The sequence below is a fragment of the Hymenobacter artigasi genome, assembly GCF_012275535.1.
GTDB classification, from domain to species: Bacteria; Bacteroidota; Bacteroidia; order Cytophagales; family Hymenobacteraceae; genus Hymenobacter; species Hymenobacter artigasi.
The window spans coordinates 293,954-315,063 of the sequence record NZ_JAAVTK010000002.1 but is presented as its reverse complement, the minus strand read 5'-3'; the positions used below and the strand labels follow the sequence as shown (position 1 = coordinate 315,063).

The following is a 21,110-nucleotide window of genomic DNA, read 5'->3' as shown; positions in this document are numbered from 1 at the left end:
TAGGAACCTAAAATAACGTTGCATCAATCGAAAACGAACGGCTTATGAGCCTATTTACGATAGTTGAATAAAGAGTAGCATTAAAAAAATTATATTACAAAAATACGCAATAAAAAGCGGAGTAGTGGAATAAGTGGTTCAACAAGGCACATACGAACTTGGGATGTAATCGGATTTTAGGGGGATTATTGATAAATTCCCATTTGAGGACGCTGTTCCAATAATGGGAAATAAAATTAATATCGTAAAAATTATATCTAATTGACTGATAGGGCAAAAAAACGCCTGTGCCGACATGGACACGGAATTGCACGGATGGAGCAGGCACAGGGCCAAAGAGTTAAATATTTTTTGCGAATAGTTATGGAATCCTTTACCCCAACTTCCGTTTTAACAGCCCATGCCCGGGCGTGGAAATCGCTGCTGACCTTGCTGCTGCTCTGGCTGATTGGGGCGGGTGGTGCCCACGCACAATCGGCTCCGAAGCGCGCCTACTACTCCACCGGGAGCAATGTGGCAGTGGTGAAGCAGCCCTCGCCCCAGGTGGCGGGCAGCGGCAACGTCACGGCGGGAATCAACGCCGCTGATGGCGACGTCAACACGTTTGCCATACTCAAGACCGATGCCAATGTCAGTGTGGGAAATCCTGTGGCGTTGCGCCTGGGCCTGACGCAAGCAGCACCGGCCGGCTACCGGGCGGGCGTGGTGTTGGCCAACGCGGCCACTTTACTGAGCCTGAATGCCCTGGGCACCGTCACGCTGCGCACCTACCTCACCGGTGCCTCGCCGGAGCTGCGCGAAGAGAAAGTGGTGCGGCTCGATATTGTGCGGGCAGCTCTGGGGGCAGGGTCACTGCCCACGCAGCTGGAGTTTGTGTCGTCCAAATCGTTCGATGCAGTAGAAATTGAAATTGGCGGCGCATTGGGCATCAACTACATCACCAATATCTACTATGCTTATGGTGTACGGCCGGGCCTCCAGACCCGGGCCACGGGGTATCTGTCGCGCTTCACCGTTCCTACCAGCGCCGAGTACAGCACGGCTAGCTCGACCGGGGGCGTGTGCGTGAATACCGATGTTGACGACGCGGCCAATGTGGCCGACATCAGCCTGACCAACTTTGCCACCATGCGCAGCACGCTCACGGTGGCCTGCAACCCCTCGTTGAGGACCAAGCTGGCCGGCGTGCCCACGGGCGGCGTACCTGCGGGCTACTACGCGGGCTTTGTGATTGGGCAAAATAGCCTGCTGGATGTGAGTGTGCTGAGTGGCCTGCGGCTGACTACCTACAAAGCCGGCGTTAAAGCGGAGGCCAGCATCGGGGCCAATCTACTTCAGCTTACGCTGCTGCCCGATAATAAGGCCCAGGTATCGTTTGTTGCCACCAAGGTTTTTGATGAAGTGCAAATCGAACGCATTGGGGTACTCACGGCCCTCGACGACCTGCAGGTATTTTATGGTTTTGGCCTGGCTCCTTCGGCTTTTCAGGGAATTAATCCGGTGCTCTCAAATTTTGCTGACCCTGCTAATAACGTAGACTATTTTGCCAGCGCCGCGCAAGTAATACAAGTATTTGGGTTGGGGTTGGTGACGCTTTCCAGCGTGAGCAACCCAAGCTTTGCCGCAGATGTCGACAATACCAATTTTGCGCAACTGAACACTACCGGGCTTGGCGTGCTGCTTAACACGGCCACGGCCAGCCTGAAGCTGAAGCTGAACGGCTCGGGCCGGGCCGGCAACCGCGTGGGCATGGTGATAAGCAGCGGAGCCGGCTTGCTCGACCTGAACCTGCTGCCCAACCTCACTTTGTCGACTTACGACTCGACCAATACCCTGATTGAAGCCAAAACCGGCGCGGCTCTGCTCAGCACCACGCTGCTGGGTAGCACCAGCCAAAGCCGGATATCGTTTCAGGCCTCGCGCGATTTCCAGTTCGTTAAGCTGGAAGTGAACGCCGTGGCTTCGCTGTTTACCAACACCCGCATCTATTATGCCTTTGCCGAGGATATTCCGTTGCTGTCGCTGGCGGCCCCGCTGCCCGTCGAGCTCACGGCCTTCACTGGCCGCTGGAACAACGGCGCGGCCGACCTGGCCTGGAGCACTGCCCTGGAAAAAAACAGCAGCCATTTCTTAGTAGAGCGTTCCATTGGCGGCGATGTTGCCTTCCAGGCTATTGGGAAGGTGCTGGGTGCTGGCAGCAGCAATACCCCCAAAGACTACAAGCTCCGCGATGCCGAAGCCGGCAACCTGGGCGTTACCACCCTCTACTATCGCCTGCGGCAGGTCGATAACGATGGCACCGAGACGTTTTCGCCCGTAGTGGTGGTGGCGGTAGCCAAAGCAGTGGCCGTGCCGCAGCTCGAAACCTACCCCAACCCCGCCCCCGATGCCCAGGCCGTGAAGGTTCGTTTTGTGAATATGCCGGCCGGGGGCGGCCTGGTGCAGACGTATTCGGAAATGGGCCAGCTGGTGAGCCAGCAGCCCGTGGGCCCGGCCACTACTGGTCTGGTATTGCCCAGGTTGGCTCCCGGCCTCTACCATGTAGTGCTGCGCGATGCCGCCGGACAGCGGCTGGCTACGCAACGCCTGATAATTAGCGGCCAATAGCACACTGCAGGCCCTTCGCAGAAAGTCCCGTTGGCGCATTGCCAGCGGGACTTTCCGTTTCCCGTGAGGCTTATTGGCAGTCGGTTAGGCAAGCCCTGGCCCGCCGCATTGCCCACCAGTTAATACCGAAGTGACAAGGCAGCGCGCATATTCCTGAATAATAAACAGGTAAACTATGATTTTTAAATGCTGAGGAGCGAATGCCAAAATGTTGATGCTCTAATATTTAGGCGATTGATAATGTAGCGGTAACATTACGGTGGTGGTGAGGCAATCCCAAAGAGGGAATTTTGCGGTCATCATTCGAAATCCCCATTGCCTGCCTGTTTTTATGAAGCAAACGATTATTCGCATTAGCAGTGCCGCGCTGCTCCTGACCCTGGCCGCGTCGTGCTCGCGCACCGAGCAAGTAGCTCCCAGCCAGCAGCCCATTGCCGCCACCGTAAACCAGGACGCTACCCGCGACAGCAACCTGGCCATGGGCAACCCCAGCGGCGCCGTGACCGACGCCACCAACTCGCCTAACAACTACCTGATGACCAAAACCCAGTATACCCTTTCGTATAGCCGCGACAAGGGCAAGCCGAACTGGGTGAGCTGGCACCTGAGCAGCGCCTGGCTGGGCAGCACCCCCCGCCAGGACAACTTTTCGTCGGATGCCACGCTGCCCAGCGGCTGGTTCCGGGCCACCAGCACCAGCTACACCGGCTCGGGCTTCGACCGGGGTCACAACTGCCCCAGCGCCGACCGCACCGGCTCGGTAGCCGACAACTCGGCCACGTTTCTGATGACGAACATGATGCCCCAGGCCGCTAACAACAATCAGCAAACCTGGGCCAACCTCGAAAACTACGAGCGCACCCTCGTGGCCCAGGGCTACGAGCTGTACGTTATCTGCGGCAGCTATGGTACTGGCGGCACTGGCGTAAACGGTTATGCCACTACCATTGCCAGCGGCAATATCACGGTGCCCGCCCGTTGCTGGAAGGTGGTGGTGGTGCTGCCCGAGGGCAGCTCCGACGCCAGCCGTGTGACCACCAGCACGCGCATCATTGCCATCGACACGCCCAATACCACGGCCATCAGCTCGGCCTGGGGCGGCTACCGCACCACCGTGGATGCTATTGAGGCCGCTACGGGCTACAATATTCTCTCGGCCGTGAGCAGCACCGTGCAGGCCACCATTGAGTCGAAAGTAGACACCGGCCCCACCAGCTGAGTTGTGGCCATAATTACAATTTTCGCCCGGTTTCTGGCCGATTAATTACAGTTATAGCAAGCAAGCCGGCCGGAAAGTAAAAAGCCCCTGAAATACCGTGTATTTCAGGGGCTTTTTACTTTCCGCTGAATGCAGATGAAGGCTACATATCCTGAATAAACAGCCAAAGTTACGGCACGTTGTCCTTGCAAAGCAATTAGTTACGAAGGCCCGAATTTTTTCCGAAGCAAAAAAGCTGGGTGAAAAGCGCGTCGATTAGCCAGTTAGGGCGAAAACGAAAGTTGAAAAATGAGTGCCCAACAAAAAGGTAACATTACCAATGTTTGCCCGGCGTAAACATTCCGTAATTTTGCACCGTGCTTCAACCCAAACACCAGTTGATAGAGCGCGGGACCCTGCTCAGCAGCGACCCGCGAGAGGACCGAAAGGTCTTCGCCGCCGTCGGTTTTTCCGATTTTGCCGCCGGTATTTCTGCTGTTTCTTCTTGTTGCTGCCCCGCCGCCGTTTCGGATTCCGAAACGGTTTTTTTATGCGCGGTTAGCTCGGTTTTCTCCCCAGCTGTTCAGTCTAAACGCTCTTTTGACTAATATTCATGGATGTCAACACCCTCGCCCTCAAGGTAGTCGCAGCCACTCTCGCCTCGGCCCACACCGGCAACAGCGACCTTAGGCACCGGCCCCAAGCGCATGGCGGTAGGCCAGACGGATATTCGAGAGTGTGTGCCCTTCCTGATTAACCGCGACAATGTCATCTAGTCTCGTTCTGATGTGATGCCTCATCCCTGCCGGGCACGGCCCCTAGCCCCCTTCTCTGTTGGAGATGGGGAACTGGTTTTTAACGCTAGTCTGGTTTTGGGTGGGGATATTAAAAGTGAAGTTGGCCTGATGGGCAGTAAATTTAAATAAGTCGTCTGGTTTCCCCCCCCCCTATCCATCGGGGAGAGGACCAAGTGGCGAGGCGAACATTATAACAATACAGCTTATGAAACTCGGAGCCATAACGTTACAGAATGCGGTGTGCCTGGCGGCGGCCCCGTGGGAGCTCGACGGCCTGGGGTACGAGCAGTTGGGCGCGATTTTCACTAAAACCGTAACTATGGAGCCCCGCGCCGGCCTGCCCGGCGACGAAGGCATCCTGCAGGTAGCCGACCAAACCCTGCTCAACCGCACCGACCTGCGCACCGAAGGGGCTGAAGGACTGGTGCAGGAGCACCTGCCGCGCCTGCGCCGCTTCGGCGTGCCGGTATTTGTGAGTATTACGGCGCCGGGCGTGCCGGGCTTCCGTAAAATTGCCCGCTACCTGCAACGGGAAGTGGGCGAGCAGCTGGCCGGGGTAGAGGTATACATTACCGTACCAGCCGGTGGCTCGGGGGGCGATATAACGGCCCGGTTCGTGCGCGAGGCCACCGAGGCCGTGCGCAACGAGCTGCGCGACAATGCGGCCGTGATTGTGAAGCTGCCGCCGTGGCCCGACCACATCCGGGGCTTGGCCCTGGCGGCGCAGGAGGGCGGTGCGACCGCCCTGGCTGCTACCAACACCCTGAAGGTATTGCACCTGCCCACCGACCGCGCCGCCGCGCCGCTGGTGGGCGGCCTCTCGGGCGAGGCGCTGCGGCCGCTGGCCCAGCGCTGCGTGTGGGAGCTGGCCAATGACGAGAAACTGACGCTGCCCATCTTCGGTACGGGCGGCATTTTTACGCTGCGCGACGTGCAGGACTACCTGCGCGTAGGAGCGCAGGCCGTGCAGGTGGCCAGCGGCGAATGGCTGTCGCCGGGCCTCTCGGCGCGGCTGGCGGCCGAGGTGGCGCACGCGGCGCTGCCCACGAATTAGGCGGCCGGGCAGTAGTGCCGGTTTGGCCGGCGGCTGTTACCTTGTTTGCTTCATTCTTCGCCATTCACTCCACTATTCCCACCCACCTGGTCTCATGCAAAAGCTCATATCCCGCGTTCAAGCCGCTAATTCCCTGCTCTGTGTCGGCCTCGACCCCACCGGCGACGATGCCACCGTGGCCCGCCGCCTGCGCGAAGTCATTGCCCAGGCCGCGCCCTACGCGGCGGCTTTCAAACCCAATCTGGCCTTCTTTCTGAGCCGTGAAAACGGCGTGGCTCTGCTTCAGCAGACCGTGCGTGATATCCCGAAGGACATTCCGGTGATTCTGGACGGCAAATTCGGCGACATCGCCAACACGGCCGAGCAGTATGCCCGCTTCTCCTATGACATTGTGGGGGCCGACGGCGTAACCGTGAACCCCTACATGGGCGACGACACCATCCGGCCCTTCGCCCGGCCCGGCAAAATCGTTTTCTCCCTCGCGAAAACTTCCAACAAGCCTCAGCACGGCCTGCAGGATGCCGCCATGACGCGCGGCGGCTCCATCAGCGACTGGGCCGCCCGCCTGGCCAAGCTGATGGATGAGGAAATACCCGACTCAACGGTGGGCCTGGTAGTGGGCGCGACCGAGCCGGCCACCGTGGCCAAGCTCCGCGCCGCCTGCCCCGAGCAATGGTTCCTGGTACCAGGAATTGGCGTGCAGGGCGGCGACCTCTCCGCTACGCTGCGGGCCGGCCTGCGCCAGGATGGCAGCGGCCTGCTCATTAACTCCTCGCGGGGAATCTGGCAGGCTCCCGATGCCGGAGCCGCTGCCCGGGAGCTGCAGGAACAAATCAACGAATTCCGGGCCGTGACGAGCCCCGCTCACGCCTGAACCAAAAAGCCGCTTCACCGCGGCTTTTTGCATGTTAGTCTTTTCAAATCAAATGACTGAAAATACCCAAGCTCATTCGCCCATTGCCCTCGATGCCGAGCTGCTGACCGAGCAGTTGCACCAGGAAGATGCCCTGTTGCGCGGGCACTTCCGGCTGTCGTCGGGCCTGCACTCCGATACCTACGTGCAGTGCGCCCGCTTCCTGCGCCGCCCGGAACTGGCCGCGCCCGCCGCCGCTGCGCTGGCCGGCCAGATTCAGGCCGCTGGCCTGCAGCCCGACGTGGTGGTAGGCCCCGCCATGGGCGGCGTGGTGATTGGCTACGAGCTGGCCCGGCAGCTGGGCGTGCCCGGCATTTTTACGGAGCGCGACGCGGATGGGCAAATGACGCTGCGGCGCGGCTTCACCATCGAACCGGGCGAAAGAGTGGTTATTGCCGAAGATGTGGTGACGACTGGCAAAAGCACCCTGGAAGTAGCTAAGGTGCTGCGAGAAATGGGTGCAGAAGTGCTGGCCGTGGCTTCGCTGATTGACCGCACGGGCGGAAATGGTGGGCTGGATTTCCCGCATTTCGCGCTTTTAAAAGTGCAGGCAGCGACCTTTGCCCCCGAGAGCTGCCCTTTGTGCACCGCCGGCGTGCCGGTAGTGAAGCCCGGCAGTCGGCCGGAGAAAGCGTTTTAGTAGGAGAGTGAAGACCCGAAAGCCCAGCTTGAACGTCATGCTGAGCATTCTGCGCATCAAGCAGAGACCGAAGCATCTCTACCGCTTCGTTGTGATAGTAAATAATTAGTTGTGCGTTAGAGATGCTTCGGCTTCGCTCAGCATGACCTTCTGATATTATTGATGTCTGACAACACCACCCACACCATCCAGCTCACGCTGAAACCCGGCCAGCACGACGGCGACGGCCAGCGCGTGGCCGAAGCCGCCGCCCGCCACCTCGGCCTGGCCACCGGCCGCGTGCGCAGCGCCGCCCTCTACACGGTGCGCTACCCGCTCAGCGAAACCCAGCTGCATGATTTCGCCACCCGCTGCCTCGCCGACCCGGTGCTGCACGACGTGCGCCTGAACGAGTTGACCGGTGCTGAAGGGTTCGCCACTTATATTCTGGTAGCCCGCCGTCCCGGCGTGACCGACGACGAAGGCACCTCCGCCCAAAACGCCCTCGCCGACATCCTGAATGAGCCGCTGGACGTGCACACCCAGCACATTTTTAGTAAGAAGCTCTACCTGCTCGAAAACGACCTGCCCGAATCTGACCTGCGCCGCATCGCAGAAGAACTGCTCGGCAACAAGCTCATCAACTGGCTGGAAGTGGGCCGTGTGGCCGACGGCATCCGCGACTACACGCCCCGCCCCGGCGGCGGGGCCGAAGCTATTACCGAAGTTATTTCCCTCACCGGCCGCAGCGATGCGGAGTTGGTGCAGCTCTCGAAGGAGAACATCTACGCCCTGAATCTGGAGGAAATGCAGGCCGTGCGCGACCACTTCGCCGCTGCTGAAACGCAGGCCGAGCGGCAGGCCGCCGGTCTGCCCGCCGACCCCACAGATTGTGAGCTGGAAATCATCGCCCAGACGTGGTCGGAGCACTGCAAGCATAAGGAGTTTTCGGCCCTCATCAACTACAAAGACCTGGCAACGGGCGAGGAGAAGCAGGTCGATTCGCTCTTCAAAACCTACATCAAAGACGCCACTGCGGAGGTTGACCGTCAGCTGCGCGCCAACGGCAACGACTGGCTGGTGAAGGTATTCTCGGACAACGCCGGCGCGGTACGCATCAACCCCGACTCGCTGTTTGTGTGGAAGGTGGAAACGCACAACTCGCCCTCGGCCATCGACCCCTACGGCGGGGCTATCACGGGCATTCTGGGCAACAACCGCGACCCGCTGGCCACCGGCATCGGGGGCGCGCGGCTGCTGTTCAATACCAACGTGCTGTGCTTCGGCAACCCCGAATATGACGGGCCGCTGCTGACCGGGCAGCTGCACCCGCGCCGCATTCTGGAAGGCGTGCGCAAGGGCATTGAGGACGGCGGCAATAAATCGGGCGTGCCCACAGTGAACGGCGCGATTGTATTCGACGACCGGTACGCCGGCAAGCCGCTGGTGTACTGCGGTACTGGCGCCGTGATGCCGATGCAGTTTGCGGGCAAGGATTCGTGGGAAAAGAACATAGATGCCGGCGACCGCATCATCATGGCCGGCGGCCGGGTAGGCAAGGACGGCATTCACGGCGCGACGTTTTCGAGCATCGAGCTGGACGAAACCGCGCCCGCCACGGCCGTGCAAATCGGCTCGCCCATCACCCAAAAGCTGGCGATGGATTTCCTGCTGCTGGCGGCCCGCCGCGGCCTGCTGAAATGCAGCACCGACAACGGCGCGGGCGGCCTTTCGTCCTCCGTGGGCGAGCTGGCCGGCATTAGCGGCGGCGCGGTGGTAGAGTTGGAAAAAGTACCGCTGAAGTACCCCGGCCTGCGGCCCTGGGAGATTTTCGTGAGCGAGTCGCAGGAGCGGTTTACGCTGGTGGTGGAGCCCGGCAAAATGGCCGAAATCACGGCGCTGGGCCAGGAAATGGAAGTGGAGTTGACCGATATCGGCCACTTCACCGCCGACGGTTTCCTGGACGTGCGATTTGATGGCGCGCCGGTAGCCCGCCTCAACATGCACTTCCTGCACGAGGGCGTACCGCGCAAAATCCTGGAAGCGGAGTGGACGCGGCCGGCGCTGACGGAGCCAACGTTCACCTCACCCCCTGACCCCCTCTCCCGTGGAGAGGGGGCACCGGATATGCACTCAATAGAACCATCAGGCTCCCCTCTCCGCGGGAGAGGGGCTGGGGGTGAGGTGAGCCAGCCGCGCATTGCGCTGCCGGCTGACTACACCGAGACGCTGACGCAGCTGCTAGGCTCGCTCAATATCTGCTCGCGCGAGTCGGTGATTCGCCAGTACGACCACGAGGTGAAGGGCCGCACCATTGTGAAGCCTCTGATGGGCGCGACCGGCCAGGCTCCGCAGGACGCGGCCGTGGTACGCTTTAATTTCGAGAGCTGGGAAGGCGTGGCCGTGAGCAACGGCATCATCCCGCGCTACGGCGATTTGGACGCGTATGATATGTCGGCCGGCTCGTTTGACGAGGCCGTGCGCCAGATTATCGCGGTGGGAGGGAAGCTCCCGAACCTGACGCCCGGCGACGGGATTTTCTGGTCGGTGAACGACAACTTCTGCGTGCCCGATTCGGTGTACGACGCCACCAGCAACCCCGATGGCAAGCAGAAGCTGGCCAAGCTGGTGCGCATGTGCGAAGCCCTGCGCGACGCCACCGCCGCCTACTGCATCCCGCTCACTAGCGGCAAGGACTCGATGAAAAACGACTTCAAGGCCGACGGCGTGAAGATTTCGGTGCCCCCCACCGTGCTCTACTCGATGACGGCCAAGATGGAAGACGTGCGCCGCGCCGTGACCTCCGATTTCAAGCAGGCCGACGACGTGGTATACCTGCTCGGCGAAACCCACGACGAGCTGGGCGGCTCCGATTTCTACGCTCTGCACGGCCAGCTGGGAGCCAATGTGCCCAAGGTGGACTTCGCCAAAGCCAAGGCCTTGTACACGCTGGTGGGCCAAGCCAACGACCAGCGCCTCATCCAATCCTGTCACGACCTGAGCGACGGCGGTCTCGCCGTGGCGCTGGCCGAAACCACCTTCGGCTACGGCTACGGGGCAGAAATCGACCTGCCCGCCGCTGGCCTGCCGCTGGCGACGCAACTGTTTTCGGAGTCGCATTCCCGCTTCCTGGCCACGGTGGCCCCGGAAGACGTGGTGGCCTTCGAGCAGCTGCTCGGTAGCCGCGCTACCCGCCTCGGCCGCGTGACGCTGGATGGCCAGCTGACCGTGCGCCACGCCGGCCAGCCGGTTATTTCGGCCAATACCGCCACCCTCCGCGCCGCCTGGACCAATGGCCCAGTCAACAAATTACTTGGGGTTGTTTCAAAAGACAACCTCAGTCACTCCAATTCGCTCTAAAAGCACAAGACCCTTTTCCATTGGCCCAAAAGACTTTTGAAATGGTACAAGACGGCGCTCACAGAGCACATAAAGTTCAATCGGAGGCACAAGCTGGCGCGACTGCTTCGGCTGGTGCCGTGCAGGCCCTCATTCTGACCGGTTTCGGCATCAACTGCGAAGAAGAATTCGCAGCGGCTTACCGCCTGGCCGGTGCGGAAGCTACCATCGTGCACCTCAACCAAGTGCTGCACGGGCAGGTGAGCATCCACGATTTCGACATCCTCAACTTCCCCGGCGGCTTCTCCTTTGGTGATGACCTGGGCTCGGGCGTGGTGCTGGCCAACAAGCTGCGCTACCGCCAGAATGGCCCCCACGGCCGCACCCTGCTCGATGACATTAAGCAGTTCATTGCCAATGGCAAGTTCGTATTCGGTATCTGCAACGGCTTCCAGGTGCTGGTGAAGCTGGGCCTGCTGCCCAACCTGGGGGGCAATGTGGTGCCCGAAGTGACGCTGACCCACAACGCAAGCGGCCGCTACGAGGACCGGTGGGTGACGCTCCGCGTAAACCCCGCGTCGAACACGCCCTTCCTCAACGGAATGGACAGGCTGGAGGTGCCCGTGCGTCACGGCGAAGGCCGGCTGGTGATTCCGGACGCTGCCACGCAGGCCGCCATCGAAACCGCTGGCCTGAACTGCCTGACCTACGCCGATTTCGACGGCAGTGCCACCGATGTGTACCCCTTCAACCCCAACGGCGCGGCCCTGAACTGCGCCGGCCTCACGGACCCCACGGGCCAGGTGTTTGGTCTGATGCCGCACCCAGAGGCGTTTTTGTCGGCCTATAACCACCCCGACTGGGCCCGCCGTCGCCGCCAGAGCCCGGAAGCTTCTGAGGAAGGGGAGGGGCTGCAGATTTTTAAGAATATCGTGGCGCACATCGCCCAAAAAAATACTTCGACGGCCCCGGCCGCGCAACTCGCTAACCAACACTAGCCTCTTTCAGAAACGTAGCTAATGAACACGCTCACCCACTTCGCTTCGCCCCAACTCCCCCTGCTCCACCGTGGTAAAGTCCGCGACAGCCTGCGTGCGCCCTCCGGCGACCGCCTTATCATCGTAACCGACCGCCTCTCCGCGTTCGACAGCGTGCTGGAAACGGCCATCCCGCACAAAGGCGCGGTGCTGAACGGCCTGGCCAACTTCTGGTTTGCCAAAACCGCGCACATCATCCCCAATCACGTCCTGAAGCTCGTCGATGCCAATGCCATGCTGGTGAAGGAAGCTGAGCCCATCAAGGTGGAAATGATTGTGCGGAACTACATCACCGGTTCGATGCTGCGGGGCTACCAGAAGGGCCAGCGCACCTTCTCGGGCGTGACCGTGACTGACGGCCTGACCAAGCACCAGCAGTTCCAGGAGCCGATTGTGACGCCAACTACCAAAGAGGAGTCGGACCGCGAAATCACCCCCGAAAACCTCGTGAGCGAGGGCTGGGTGAGCAAGGAGCTGTACGACCAGATGAAGGAAAAATCCTTGGCGCTGTTCAAGGTTGGTTCCGAGCTGCTGAAGGAGAAAGGCATTATTCTGGTTGATACCAAGTATGAGTTTGGCCTGCTGAACGGCGAGCTGATTCTCATTGATGAGATGCACACGCCCGATTCTTCGCGCTTCTGGAGCGCCGAGGACTACGCCCGCAACCCCGAAACGGCCGAGCAGATGGACAAGGAGTACGTCCGCCAGTGGCTCATCGCCAACAAGCAGGACGGCCAGTACCCCCGCGCCCTCACGCCGGAAGTTGCCAAGGAAGCCAGCCGCCGCTACCTCGATATCTACGAGCGCATCGTGGGCGAGCCGCTGCCCACCGCCGAAACCGCCGCCGAAGATGCCCCCGGCTCGGGCCGCCACGACGCCCGCGCCCGCCTGCTGGCCAACCTCGTGGCTGCCGGCCTCCTCAAGGATGCCTGGGTGAACATCGTGATGGGTTCGCCCGCCGATAAGGAGCACTGCGAGAAAATCCGCCAGCAGTTCGAGGGCTACGACGTGTTTACCCAGCTGCGCGTGACCTCGGCCCACAAAAACGGCGAAGCCATCGCCGGCATGGCCGACATCTGGAACAACAGCATCGAGCCCGGCGTCATCATCGCCGTAGCTGGCCTGAGCAACGGCCTCGGCGGCGCCCTGGCCGCTAACGTAAACGTGCCCGTGATTTCGTGCCCGCCCTATAAGGACTACGCCGAGTTGGCCATGAACCTGAACTCGTCGGTCATCATGCCCTCGGGCACGCCCAACCTCACCGTCGTGCGCCCCGACAACGCCGCCCAGGGCGCCCTGCGCGCCCTCAACCTGCCCCGCCTGCGCGAGCGGCTGAACAAGGACATCCTCGCTACCAAAGCCAAGCTGAGAGCGGCCGACGAGGAATTTAAACAACTCTAAACCCGCGCCGCCTCGGCTCCCCCTCTCCCCAAGGAGAGGGGGCCGGGGGGTGAGGTTATGCAATAACGATGTCAAACACCAAAACCCTTCTCCTCCTCGGCTCCGGCGCGCGCGAGCACGCCCTGGCCGAAAAGCTGACCCGCGACGGGGCCACGGTGCACGTGCTGCCCGGCAACGCCGGCATCCCCAACAGCCACCCCGAAATCGACCCGCTCGATTTCGAGGCTGTGAAAGCCTTCGCCCAGGCCCATGATTCCCGGCTGATTGTGGTGGGGCCCGAAGCTCCGCTGGCGGCTGGCATCACCGACTTTTTTGCCGGTTCCGACATCCAGGTTTTCGGCCCCACCCGCTCGGCGGCGCGGCTGGAAAGCTCGAAGGTGTGGAGCAAGGAATTCATGCGCCGCCACGGCGTGGCCACGGCGCAGGCCTGGGCCTTCCGGAGCGACAACATTGCTGAAGCCCGCACAAAAGCGGCTGAGCTGGGCGGGCATGTGGTGGTGAAATATGACGGCCTGGCCGCCGGCAAGGGCGTGTACGTGTGCTCGTCGCCGGAAGAAGCTGAAGCGGCGTTTGATGATTTGCAAACGAGTTATTCCGGCTGGTTTTCTTTCCTGCTGGAGGAAAAATTGACCGGCCCCGAAATCAGCATCATCGGTCTCACCGATGGCCGCGTTATTCGCCTGCTGGCCACTTCACAGGACCACAAGCAGCTGCTGGCCGGCGACCTCGGCCCCAACACCGGCGGCATGGGCGCCTACTGCCCCGTGCCCTTCGCCGACGACAACGTGCTCGCCGCCATCCGGCGTGACATCGTGGACCCCACCCTCGGCGGCATTCAGCACGAGCAGTTCGACTTCCGGGGCTTCCTCTATTTTGGCATCATGCTCACGCCCACCGGCCCCAAGCTGCTCGAATATAACGTGCGCCTCGGCGACCCCGAAGCCGAAGTCCTGCTGCCAGCTCTCGACAGCAGCCTGCTGGCCCTCATCGAAGGCACCCTCAACGGCACGCTTTCCAAGCAGGGCGTGGTGCAGCGGCCTGGCGCTTTTGTGGGCGTGGTGCTGGCCTCGGGCGGCTACCCGGCCCCGAAATTTGCCACCGGCTTCCCCATCACCGGCCTCGATAAGTTGCCCATTGGCGTGCGGGCCTACCACGGCTCTACCCGGCGGAACGAAGCCGGCGAGCTGGTGACCAACGGCGGCCGCGTGCTCGTCCTCACTGCCCACGGTGTCGATTTGGCCGACGCTACCGCCCGCGTCTACGAGGCGTGCAGCCTCGTCAGTTTCCAGGATATGTACGTGCGGCCCGACATTGCCCAACGTCCCGAGCCCGTGCTCACTACCGCTGTTGTAAATTAGACCAAATGATACCAGAAGCGCACCTTAAAGTGACGCAGCTCCTCACCGCCTTCAAGCAGAGTGGGCTGGCTGCCCTCTCCGCCGAAGTGGGGGAGGGCGTGGGCGCGACGGGCCGCAAAGCCCGCTTAGCCATCCTGCTTTCCGGCCGCGGCTCCAACATGCTGGCGCTGCTGGAAGCCACCAAGACCGGTGTGTTGCAAGGGCTGGCCGAAGTGGTTGTGGTGTTCAGCAACAAACCCGATGCGCCCGGCCTGACCTTTGCCGCCGAGCAGGGCTGCCCGGTAGCCTCGCTGCCCAGCCAGGGCCGCAAGCGCGAAATATTCGATGCCGAAGCGGCCGCGCTGCTCCAGCAGTATCAGCCCGATTTGGTGGTGCTGGCGGGCTACATGCGGATTCTCTCCCCGGCCTTCATTCAGCCGTTTGCGGGCCGCATCATCAATATTCACCCCGCCGACACCCACCAGCACCAGGGCCTGCACGCCTACGAGTGGGCGTTCGATAACCAGCTGCTCGAAACCAAAATCACCGTGCATCTGGTTGATGAGGGCCTTGATACCGGCCCCATTCTCGCCCAGCAAACGGTGGATTTGCGCGGGGCCGATACCTTGGCTGAAGTCGAGCGGCGCGGCCTGGCCGTGGAGCACGAGCTATACGCTGAGGCCCTTAGGGGCCTAATTATGAATTATAAATTATGAATTATAAATGGCAGCTGTGCCGGGTGCCAGCTACCATTTGTAAGCCATGACCATTAATTCATAATTTATAATTCATAATTTATAATTCAAAAAGCCATGTGCGGAATAGTAGGTTTTCACGGTCCCGATAACGTCGTGGCTGATATGATTGTCGGCCTCACCGCCCTCCAGCACCGGGGGCAGGATGCGGCCGGCATCGCCACGTTCGACGACTCGTTCCACCTGCACAAGGGGCAGGGGCTCGTCAACGACGTGTTCAAGCCCAAGCATGTGAAGAAGCTGAAAGGCAATATCGGCATCGGGCACGTGCGCTACACCACCCAGGGCGCCAACGATTCGGACCTGGCGCAGCCTTTCACCACCAGCTACCCCTTCGGGCTGGCCATGGTGCACAACGGCAACGTCATCAACTTCCGCGACGTGGCCAAGCGCCTGCACGAAAAGTACCACGTGCTGCCCAAAACCACCAACGACCTGGAGCTCATTATGTACACCTTCGCTTCGGAGCTGCGCGTGAAAGACCTCGACCACCTGTCAGTGGTAGATATTTTCGACGCCGTGGAAACCACCCAGGAGCTGGTGAAGGGTGCCTACGCCACCATCACAATGATTGCCGGGCACGGCCTGCTGGCCTTCACGGACCCGTTGGGCATCCGGCCGCTGGTGTTGGGGCGGCGCGACACGCCTGCCGGCCCGGTGTACGCTTTCGCTTCCGAAAGCACCTGCTTCGACTACCTCGATTTTGAGTTTGTGAAGAACGTGGGGCCGGGTCAGGCCATCTTCATCGACAACAATTTTCAGGTTCACTACAAAAATCCTTACGCCTCGCCCAAAGCGTTTTGCGCGTTCGAGCACATTTACTTTGCCCGCGAAGACTCCGTGATTCATGGCCACTTGGTGGCCCGCGAGCGGGTGCGCCTCGGTAAGCGCCTGGCCCGCAAGGTGGTCGATGCCGGCCTGAAACCCGACATGGTCATCGACGTGCCCAGCTCGGGCTACTTCGCAGCCTCCGGACTGGCTGAAGCCATTGGCGTGCCCTACCGCCGGGCGCTGGTGAAAAATAACCACATGGGCCGCTCCTTCATCGTGCCCACCCAGGCTGGCCGTGAGGACGTGGTGAAGAAAAAGCTGAACCCCATCCGCGAGTTTGTGGCCGGCAAAAAGGTGGCTGTGGTGGACGACAGCATTGTGCGCGGCACAACTTCGCGCCGTATCGTGCGGCTGCTGCGCGAAGCCGGCGCGGCCGAGGTGTACTTTATTTCCAGCGCCCCGCCCATCGTGTCGCCCTGCATCTACGGCATCGACATGGCCATGAGCACCGAGCTGATTGCGGCCAATTATTCGACGGAAGAAATCTGCCGCTACATCGAAGCCGATAAGGTGATTTACCAGGATTTGTCGGATTTGGAGGAGCTTTTTGCCGAGGAAAAAGGCCACGGTGGCAGCTGCTTCGCCTGTTTCTCGGGCAAGTACCCGACCGGCGACGTGACGCACTACCTCCGCCACATTCAGGAGGAGCGCGCCAGCCACCGCGGCGATAAGAAAAAGGAAAAAACGTCGGTAAGCGCCAAAGCCCCCGAGCCGACGGAGCACTAGTCTCACCTCACGAGACCCCTTTGGGGCCGGCCCCCTCTCCTCAGGGAGAGGGGGAGCCTAACGACTTCTATCCTGAAATTCAACTTCCAACTTCAATTCGCGCCGCCTCGGCTCCCCCTCTCCCCAAGGAGAGGGGGCCGGGGGGGTGAGGTGAACCGCATGAACGACACGAAAAATAACCCCGCCGGCTACTCCATCGAAGAAGGCAACGCCGCCTCGCGCAACGCCTACAACTGGTCGAAAAAAACCTTCGTCAACCGCAAAGGCAAGCCCGGCGAGCCCGCCCAGGACCTCGACGGCGGCTTCTCCAACGAAATCCGCTTCGGAGCCGAGCGCCTCGGCATCAGCTCCGACGGTATCGGGACCAAGATTGAAGTGGCCGAGCGCCTGAATAAGTACGATACCCTCGGCTACGACCTCATCGCGATGACGGCCGACGACCTCATCGCCGCCGGCTTCGTGCCCACCAACCTCTCCAACATCATCGACGTGAACCACCTCGACTACGACGTGGTGGACCAGATGATGCGCGGCCTGCACGACGCCGCCAACTTCGCCCAGGTGGCCATCACCGGCGGCGAAATCGCGGAGCTCGGTAACCGCATCGGCGGCTGGCCCGGCGCGAAAATGAACTTCAACTGGTGCTCCACGGCCATCGGTGTGCTGCACCCCAGCCTGTCCCAGCCCCTGAGCGGCAAAACCGCCCAGGCCGGCCACGTGGTGGTGGCCCTGCGCTCGCCCTCGTTCCGCTCCAACGGCTACTCGCTGGCCCGCAAGACGCTGCAAAAAGTGTTTGGTGACAACTGGCACGATGCGCCCTACGACGGCACCGACGACGGCCTATATCCCACCTGGGGCGACGCCATGCTCGCGCCTTCGCTCATCTATTCGCCCGGCGTAGCGGCGCTGCTCGATACCGGCCTGCCGCTACACGGCGTGGCCCACATCACGGGCGGCGGCGTGGCCGATAACTTCCAGCGGGTGCTCAAAAACGGCCTCGGCGCGGTGCTGGATAATCTTTTCGGGCCTCTGCCCGCCATGCAGCGCCTCTGCGAAATCGGCGACATCAGCGCCGAAACGGCCTACCTCTACTGGAATATGGGCACCGGCATGCTCGTCGTAACCGAAGAAGCTTCTGCTGCTGCCGTAGTGGCTTTACTGCAGGCTAGCGGCTATGACGCGCAATTGGCTGGCCACCTCACCGCCGAGAGCGGCGTAACGCTACGTGTGGGTGCGGGCGAGTTGCGGTACGCGTAAGACTTAATGACTCAATAGAAATCCCTGCTGTCTTGATTGACGGCAGGGATTTTTTGTGATAACGCCTAAGCTAGTTTTACTGCTATGTCGCATGAAGAACACAATACCCAAGCCGAAATCAACATCAAAAACGATATTGAAAAACATGGCTGGACGGTCTGCTTATTTGAAGCAGATACCGCCACGCCCGCATTTGCTTACACAATTGGTCTGTGGAAGAATTTTAATTATCCTGAAATAATTGCTTTCGGTCTTCCGCTCGATACGATGCATGCCATCTTGAACGATGCCGGAGACATAATCAAGGCTGGAAATCCATTGGAAGTTGCTGTTGATAACTTCGAGATTCTAGAGCTTCACCCGGTTCAGTTTCGCCAGGTTAATACGGATAATATCGTTGATTATTTTGGCTATGCTCAGTGGTTTTACGAATATGAAGCCTTCCCAGCGCTGCAATTATTCTGGACGGATAAAGCCGGTAAATTTCCCTGGGATTCGGAATTTGATAAGAGGTACGAATTCGACCAGCCTTTGCTCTACAGCAAGCTTGACTTCAAATTCTTTGAGCATCGAAATGTTGCTGCTTTTGTAACAAGACAAATCTTCAAAGAAGGTCAACCCATACTGCGCGTGGTACACGACATCGACGACGGTGCATGGCATTTCTTATCCGAAGACGCTGTGACAGATGAGGACATGATGGTTGTTTGTCTGGAGGAAGTAGTAAAACACGACCAATCGATAAACAAGCTATTCAACTTGCCAACGGGACAGATTGCAATCCGCGAATTTGTCGGCGCAAAATGGGTAAGGGAGGAAGTTGTATCAGATGAGCTGTAAGGTGGTTCAGCTGCTACCCCTACGCCGAGCGCATCGGCCGCTTCTCCAGAATCAGGCGGGTGCGGTACTCGTAGAGGCCCATTTCGAGGCCTACGGGGAATACGTGGGGATTGAGGAAGCGGCGCACCCCGGGGTCGAGGCTTTGCACTTCGCGCTGGGCGTGAGCGCGGCTCTCGGCTAGGGTGGGCAGGTCGAGCACGCGGCGGCCGCGCCGGAACACCGGCTCCAGCAGCTCGCGAAACTGCGTGTCGGGCCGGATGGGCAGGCGGCGGGTGCTGTCGGCCGGGTCCACGAGCATGAGGTGGCTGGGCAGGTTCTCGGCCGTGTTGTACAGCATATCGGCGCGGGGTTTGCCGTACTCGTTCAGGTAACGGCGAATTTGCAGGATGCCCGGGATGCTGGTTTTGGCCACCTGTTCGGAGAGCTTAATGGTGAAGTCCCAGCCCGAGTTATCAGCTTTGCGCAGGGCGGCCAGCTTGTACACGCCGCCTAGCGCCGCTTGGTTGTAGGCCGTCACGAGCTGGGTGCCCACGCCCCAGGTATCGATGCGCGCGCCCTGCTGCTTGAGGCTGGTGATGAGGTTTTCCTCCAAATCGTTGCTGGCCACGATGCGCGTTTCGGTAAAGCCGGCCTCGTCAAGCACCGCCCGCGCCTCGCGGCTGAGGTAGGCGAGGTCACCCGAATCGAGCCGGATGCCGGCCAGCTCGTGGCCGTTGGCGCGCATCTGGCGGGCCACTTTTATGGCTTGGCGCACGCCCTCTATGGTGTCGTAGGTATCCACCAGAAATACCGAGTCGTCGGGAAACGCTTGGGCATAGGCCGAAAACGCATCTACTTCATTAGCAAACGACATGACCCAGCTGTGCGCGTGCGTGCCGCGCACCGGAATGCCGTAGCGCTGCCCGGCCAGCACGTTGCTGGTCGCATCGGCTCCGCCGAGGTAGGCTGCCCGGCTGGCTCCCAAGCCCCCATCGAAGCCCTGGGCGCGGCGCAGGCCGAACTCCAGAATCTGGTCGGTTGGCCCGGTGGCCTCCCGGATGCGGGCGGCTTTGGTAGCAATCAGGGTCTGGAAATTGATGAGCGTGAGCAGGGCCGTTTCCAGCAATTGAGCTTGCAGCAGCGGCCCGCGTACTCGCATAATGGGCTCATTGCCAAATATAACGGTGCCCTCGGGCACGGCGTCGATGTCGCAGGTAAATTTCAACTCGCGGAGGTAGCGCAGGAAATCGGGCGGAAACATCACCCCGCCTTTGCTGCCGCGCAGGCTGCCGAGGTATTCCAGGTCATCTTCCGAAAATTTCAGGTTCTCCACCCAATCAACGGCCAGGGCCAGTCCGGCGGCTACCGCGTAGCCGCCCTGAAACGGAGCCTTGCGGAAGTAGAGGTGAAACACCGCCTCGCGGTCCTGCAAGCCCTGCTGCCAGTAGCCGTAGGCCATCGTAAGCTGGTATAAATCGGTGACGAGGGCCAGCGAGGGGGCGTAGAGGCCGGAGAGGGGAGCAGCATTCATAGGGCGAAATAACAGCGGAAAGATGCATTTGCTTACGGCGTGGCAACTATTCCGGCCACCAAGGGCTGCGGCGTGGGCATTGGCCAAGCCGCGCTACCTTGGCAGCCAAATGAATAAAACCAAGGCAACAGGCACCCGGCCAATGAGCTGGGCGCGAACAATGGATGTGCGCTGGCGGCTGGCCCTGGCCGTAATAGTTGGCATTGCGGGGGCGCTGGCGGCCCCGCACCTGCTGGGCACCCTGGCCCGCGTGGTGGTGGGCTGGGTGGGCTTTGCGGCCACCGACTTGGCGCTGATAATGCTGGGCATGTGGCAGGCCGACACCGACGACATGCGCCGCGTAGCCGCTTCCGAAGACCTGCCCCGCACCCAGGCCTTCGTGCTGGTGGTGGGCGCGGCCATGGCCAGCCTGGGGGCCGTAGTGGGCCTGATGGGCTCACTCAAAGGTATTTCGAAAGACCTGCGCGTGCTGCACGTAGTGCTGAGCGTAGCCGCCGTGGTGCTGGCCTGGACGCTGGTGCACCTCGTGTTCACGCTGCGCTATGCCCACACCTATTACGACGCCGATGAGGACACCGGCCAGGACACCGGCGGCCTGATATTCCCCGACGACCAGGGCCAGGACCAGGGCTCCAAACTCACGCCCAACTACGTGGACTTCGCCTACTTTTCCTTCATCATCGGCATGACGGCCCAAACCGCCGACATTGGCATCGGCAACCGCGAGCTGCGCCGCGCCGCCCTGCTCCACGGCCTCATCGCCTTCATCTTCAACACGGTTATCGTCGCCCTCACCATCGGCACCATCGGCGGAATGCTTAATTGAGTTAAGAGTTAAGAGTTAAAAGTTATGAGTTAGGAATTAAAAGTTAAATATCAAGCTGTAATG

The 21,110-nt window shown here is 60.7% G+C and carries 16 protein-coding genes; 15 read left to right on the top strand and 1 reads right to left on the bottom strand.

Annotated elements, in window-relative coordinates:
* Nucleotides 1-363: 363 nt before the first annotated feature.
* The 14 genes from HBN54_RS04850 to HBN54_RS04780 all read left to right on the top strand — a co-directional run bounded on the left by HBN54_RS04850 (nt 364) and on the right by HBN54_RS04780 (nt 18,711).
* Nucleotides 364-2,607 (top strand): T9SS type A sorting domain-containing protein, encoded by a 2,244-nt coding sequence (locus HBN54_RS04850; RefSeq protein ID WP_168672028.1) that lies wholly within the window; start codon nt 364-366, stop codon nt 2,605-2,607.
* Nucleotides 2,608-2,938: 331 nt separating this feature from the next.
* The gene (locus HBN54_RS04845; protein WP_168672027.1) at nt 2,939-3,826 is read left to right on the top strand and encodes a DNA/RNA non-specific endonuclease; all 888 of its coding nucleotides are present in this window, start codon (nt 2,939-2,941) and stop codon (nt 3,824-3,826) included.
* A 356-nt stretch (nt 3,827-4,182) separates the two neighbouring features.
* Nucleotides 4,183-4,413, top strand: a complete 231-nt coding sequence (locus HBN54_RS04840) for a hypothetical protein (protein ID WP_168672026.1) — start codon at nt 4,183-4,185, stop codon at nt 4,411-4,413.
* A 394-nt stretch (nt 4,414-4,807) separates the two neighbouring features.
* Nucleotides 4,808-5,656 carry a dihydroorotate dehydrogenase gene (locus tag HBN54_RS04835; protein WP_168672025.1) on the top strand — a complete coding sequence of 283 codons (849 nt, stop codon included), beginning with the start codon at nt 4,808-4,810 and terminating at the stop codon, nt 5,654-5,656.
* Nucleotides 5,657-5,750: 94 nt separating this feature from the next.
* Nucleotides 5,751-6,530 (top strand): orotidine-5'-phosphate decarboxylase, encoded by a 780-nt coding sequence (pyrF, locus tag HBN54_RS04830; protein WP_168672024.1) that lies wholly within the window; start codon nt 5,751-5,753, stop codon nt 6,528-6,530.
* Nucleotides 6,531-6,582: 52 nt separating this feature from the next.
* Nucleotides 6,583-7,209 carry an orotate phosphoribosyltransferase gene (gene pyrE, locus HBN54_RS04825; protein WP_168672023.1) on the top strand — a complete coding sequence of 209 codons (627 nt, stop codon included), beginning with the start codon at nt 6,583-6,585 and terminating at the stop codon, nt 7,207-7,209.
* 162 nt (nt 7,210-7,371) lie between these two features.
* Nucleotides 7,372-10,548 (top strand): AIR synthase-related protein, encoded by a 3,177-nt coding sequence (locus HBN54_RS23380; protein ID WP_235955387.1) that lies wholly within the window; start codon nt 7,372-7,374, stop codon nt 10,546-10,548.
* Nucleotides 10,549-10,667: 119 nt separating this feature from the next.
* Nucleotides 10,668-11,525 carry a phosphoribosylformylglycinamidine synthase subunit PurQ gene (locus tag HBN54_RS04810; protein ID WP_210427947.1) on the top strand — a complete coding sequence of 286 codons (858 nt, stop codon included), beginning with the start codon at nt 10,668-10,670 and terminating at the stop codon, nt 11,523-11,525.
* A 21-nt stretch (nt 11,526-11,546) separates the two neighbouring features.
* Nucleotides 11,547-12,965, top strand: coding sequence for a phosphoribosylaminoimidazolesuccinocarboxamide synthase (gene purC, locus HBN54_RS04805; protein ID WP_168672021.1), 1,419 nt, complete (start codon nt 11,547-11,549; stop codon nt 12,963-12,965).
* A 68-nt stretch (nt 12,966-13,033) separates the two neighbouring features.
* Complete coding sequence (gene purD, locus HBN54_RS04800) at nt 13,034-14,323, top strand: phosphoribosylamine--glycine ligase (RefSeq protein WP_168672020.1); 1,290 nt, start codon at nt 13,034-13,036, stop codon at nt 14,321-14,323.
* Nucleotides 14,324-14,328: 5 nt separating this feature from the next.
* Nucleotides 14,329-15,018: a phosphoribosylglycinamide formyltransferase gene (purN, locus tag HBN54_RS04795; protein WP_168672019.1), complete on the top strand. Its 690-nt coding sequence runs from the start codon at nt 14,329-14,331 to the stop codon at nt 15,016-15,018.
* A gap of 96 nt (nt 15,019-15,114) precedes the next feature.
* The gene (purF, locus tag HBN54_RS04790) at nt 15,115-16,614 is read left to right on the top strand and encodes an amidophosphoribosyltransferase (RefSeq protein ID WP_168672018.1); all 1,500 of its coding nucleotides are present in this window, start codon (nt 15,115-15,117) and stop codon (nt 16,612-16,614) included.
* A 159-nt stretch (nt 16,615-16,773) separates the two neighbouring features.
* A complete protein-coding gene (locus HBN54_RS04785) occupies nt 16,774-17,871 on the top strand; it encodes an AIR synthase-related protein (protein ID WP_168672017.1) in 1,098 nt (365 codons plus the stop codon).
* 84 nt (nt 17,872-17,955) lie between these two features.
* Nucleotides 17,956-18,711 (top strand): DUF4262 domain-containing protein, encoded by a 756-nt coding sequence (locus tag HBN54_RS04780; protein ID WP_168672016.1) that lies wholly within the window; start codon nt 17,956-17,958, stop codon nt 18,709-18,711.
* A 19-nt stretch (nt 18,712-18,730) separates the two neighbouring features.
* Here HBN54_RS04780 and HBN54_RS04775 read toward each other — a convergent pair whose 3' ends face one another.
* On the bottom strand, nt 18,731-20,221 hold the full coding sequence (locus HBN54_RS04775) for a nicotinate phosphoribosyltransferase (RefSeq protein WP_168672015.1): 1,491 nt from the start codon (nt 20,219-20,221) through the stop codon (nt 18,731-18,733).
* 109 nt (nt 20,222-20,330) lie between these two features.
* Here HBN54_RS04775 and HBN54_RS04770 point away from each other — a divergent pair, with 109 nt between their 5' ends.
* On the top strand, nt 20,331-21,047 hold the full coding sequence (locus tag HBN54_RS04770; RefSeq protein WP_168672014.1) for a DUF1345 domain-containing protein: 717 nt from the start codon (nt 20,331-20,333) through the stop codon (nt 21,045-21,047).
* Nucleotides 21,048-21,110 lie beyond the last annotated feature (63 nt).

Bases quoted from the DNA above. Each gene is read 5' to 3' on its own strand.
- HBN54_RS04850 (WP_168672028.1), top strand. From the start codon at position 364: ATGGAATCCTTTACCCCAACTTCCGTTTTAACAGCCCATGCCCGGGCG.
- HBN54_RS04845 (WP_168672027.1), top strand. From the start codon at position 2,939: ATGAAGCAAACGATTATTCGCATTAGCAGTGCCGCGCTGCTCCTGACC.
- HBN54_RS04835 (WP_168672025.1), top strand. From the start codon at position 4,808: ATGAAACTCGGAGCCATAACGTTACAGAATGCGGTGTGCCTGGCGGCG.
- pyrF (WP_168672024.1), top strand. From the start codon at position 5,751: ATGCAAAAGCTCATATCCCGCGTTCAAGCCGCTAATTCCCTGCTCTGT.
- pyrE (WP_168672023.1), top strand. From the start codon at position 6,583: ATGACTGAAAATACCCAAGCTCATTCGCCCATTGCCCTCGATGCCGAG.
- HBN54_RS23380 (WP_235955387.1), top strand. From the start codon at position 7,372: ATGTCTGACAACACCACCCACACCATCCAGCTCACGCTGAAACCCGGC.
- purC (WP_168672021.1), top strand. From the start codon at position 11,547: ATGAACACGCTCACCCACTTCGCTTCGCCCCAACTCCCCCTGCTCCAC.
- purD (WP_168672020.1), top strand. From the start codon at position 13,034: ATGTCAAACACCAAAACCCTTCTCCTCCTCGGCTCCGGCGCGCGCGAG.
- purN (WP_168672019.1), top strand. From the start codon at position 14,329: ATGATACCAGAAGCGCACCTTAAAGTGACGCAGCTCCTCACCGCCTTC.
- purF (WP_168672018.1), top strand. From the start codon at position 15,115: ATGTGCGGAATAGTAGGTTTTCACGGTCCCGATAACGTCGTGGCTGAT.
- HBN54_RS04785 (WP_168672017.1), top strand. From the start codon at position 16,774: ATGAACGACACGAAAAATAACCCCGCCGGCTACTCCATCGAAGAAGGC.
- HBN54_RS04780 (WP_168672016.1), top strand. From the start codon at position 17,956: ATGTCGCATGAAGAACACAATACCCAAGCCGAAATCAACATCAAAAAC.
- HBN54_RS04775 (WP_168672015.1), bottom strand. From the start codon at position 20,221: ATGAATGCTGCTCCCCTCTCCGGCCTCTACGCCCCCTCGCTGGCCCTC.
- HBN54_RS04770 (WP_168672014.1), top strand. From the start codon at position 20,331: ATGAATAAAACCAAGGCAACAGGCACCCGGCCAATGAGCTGGGCGCGA.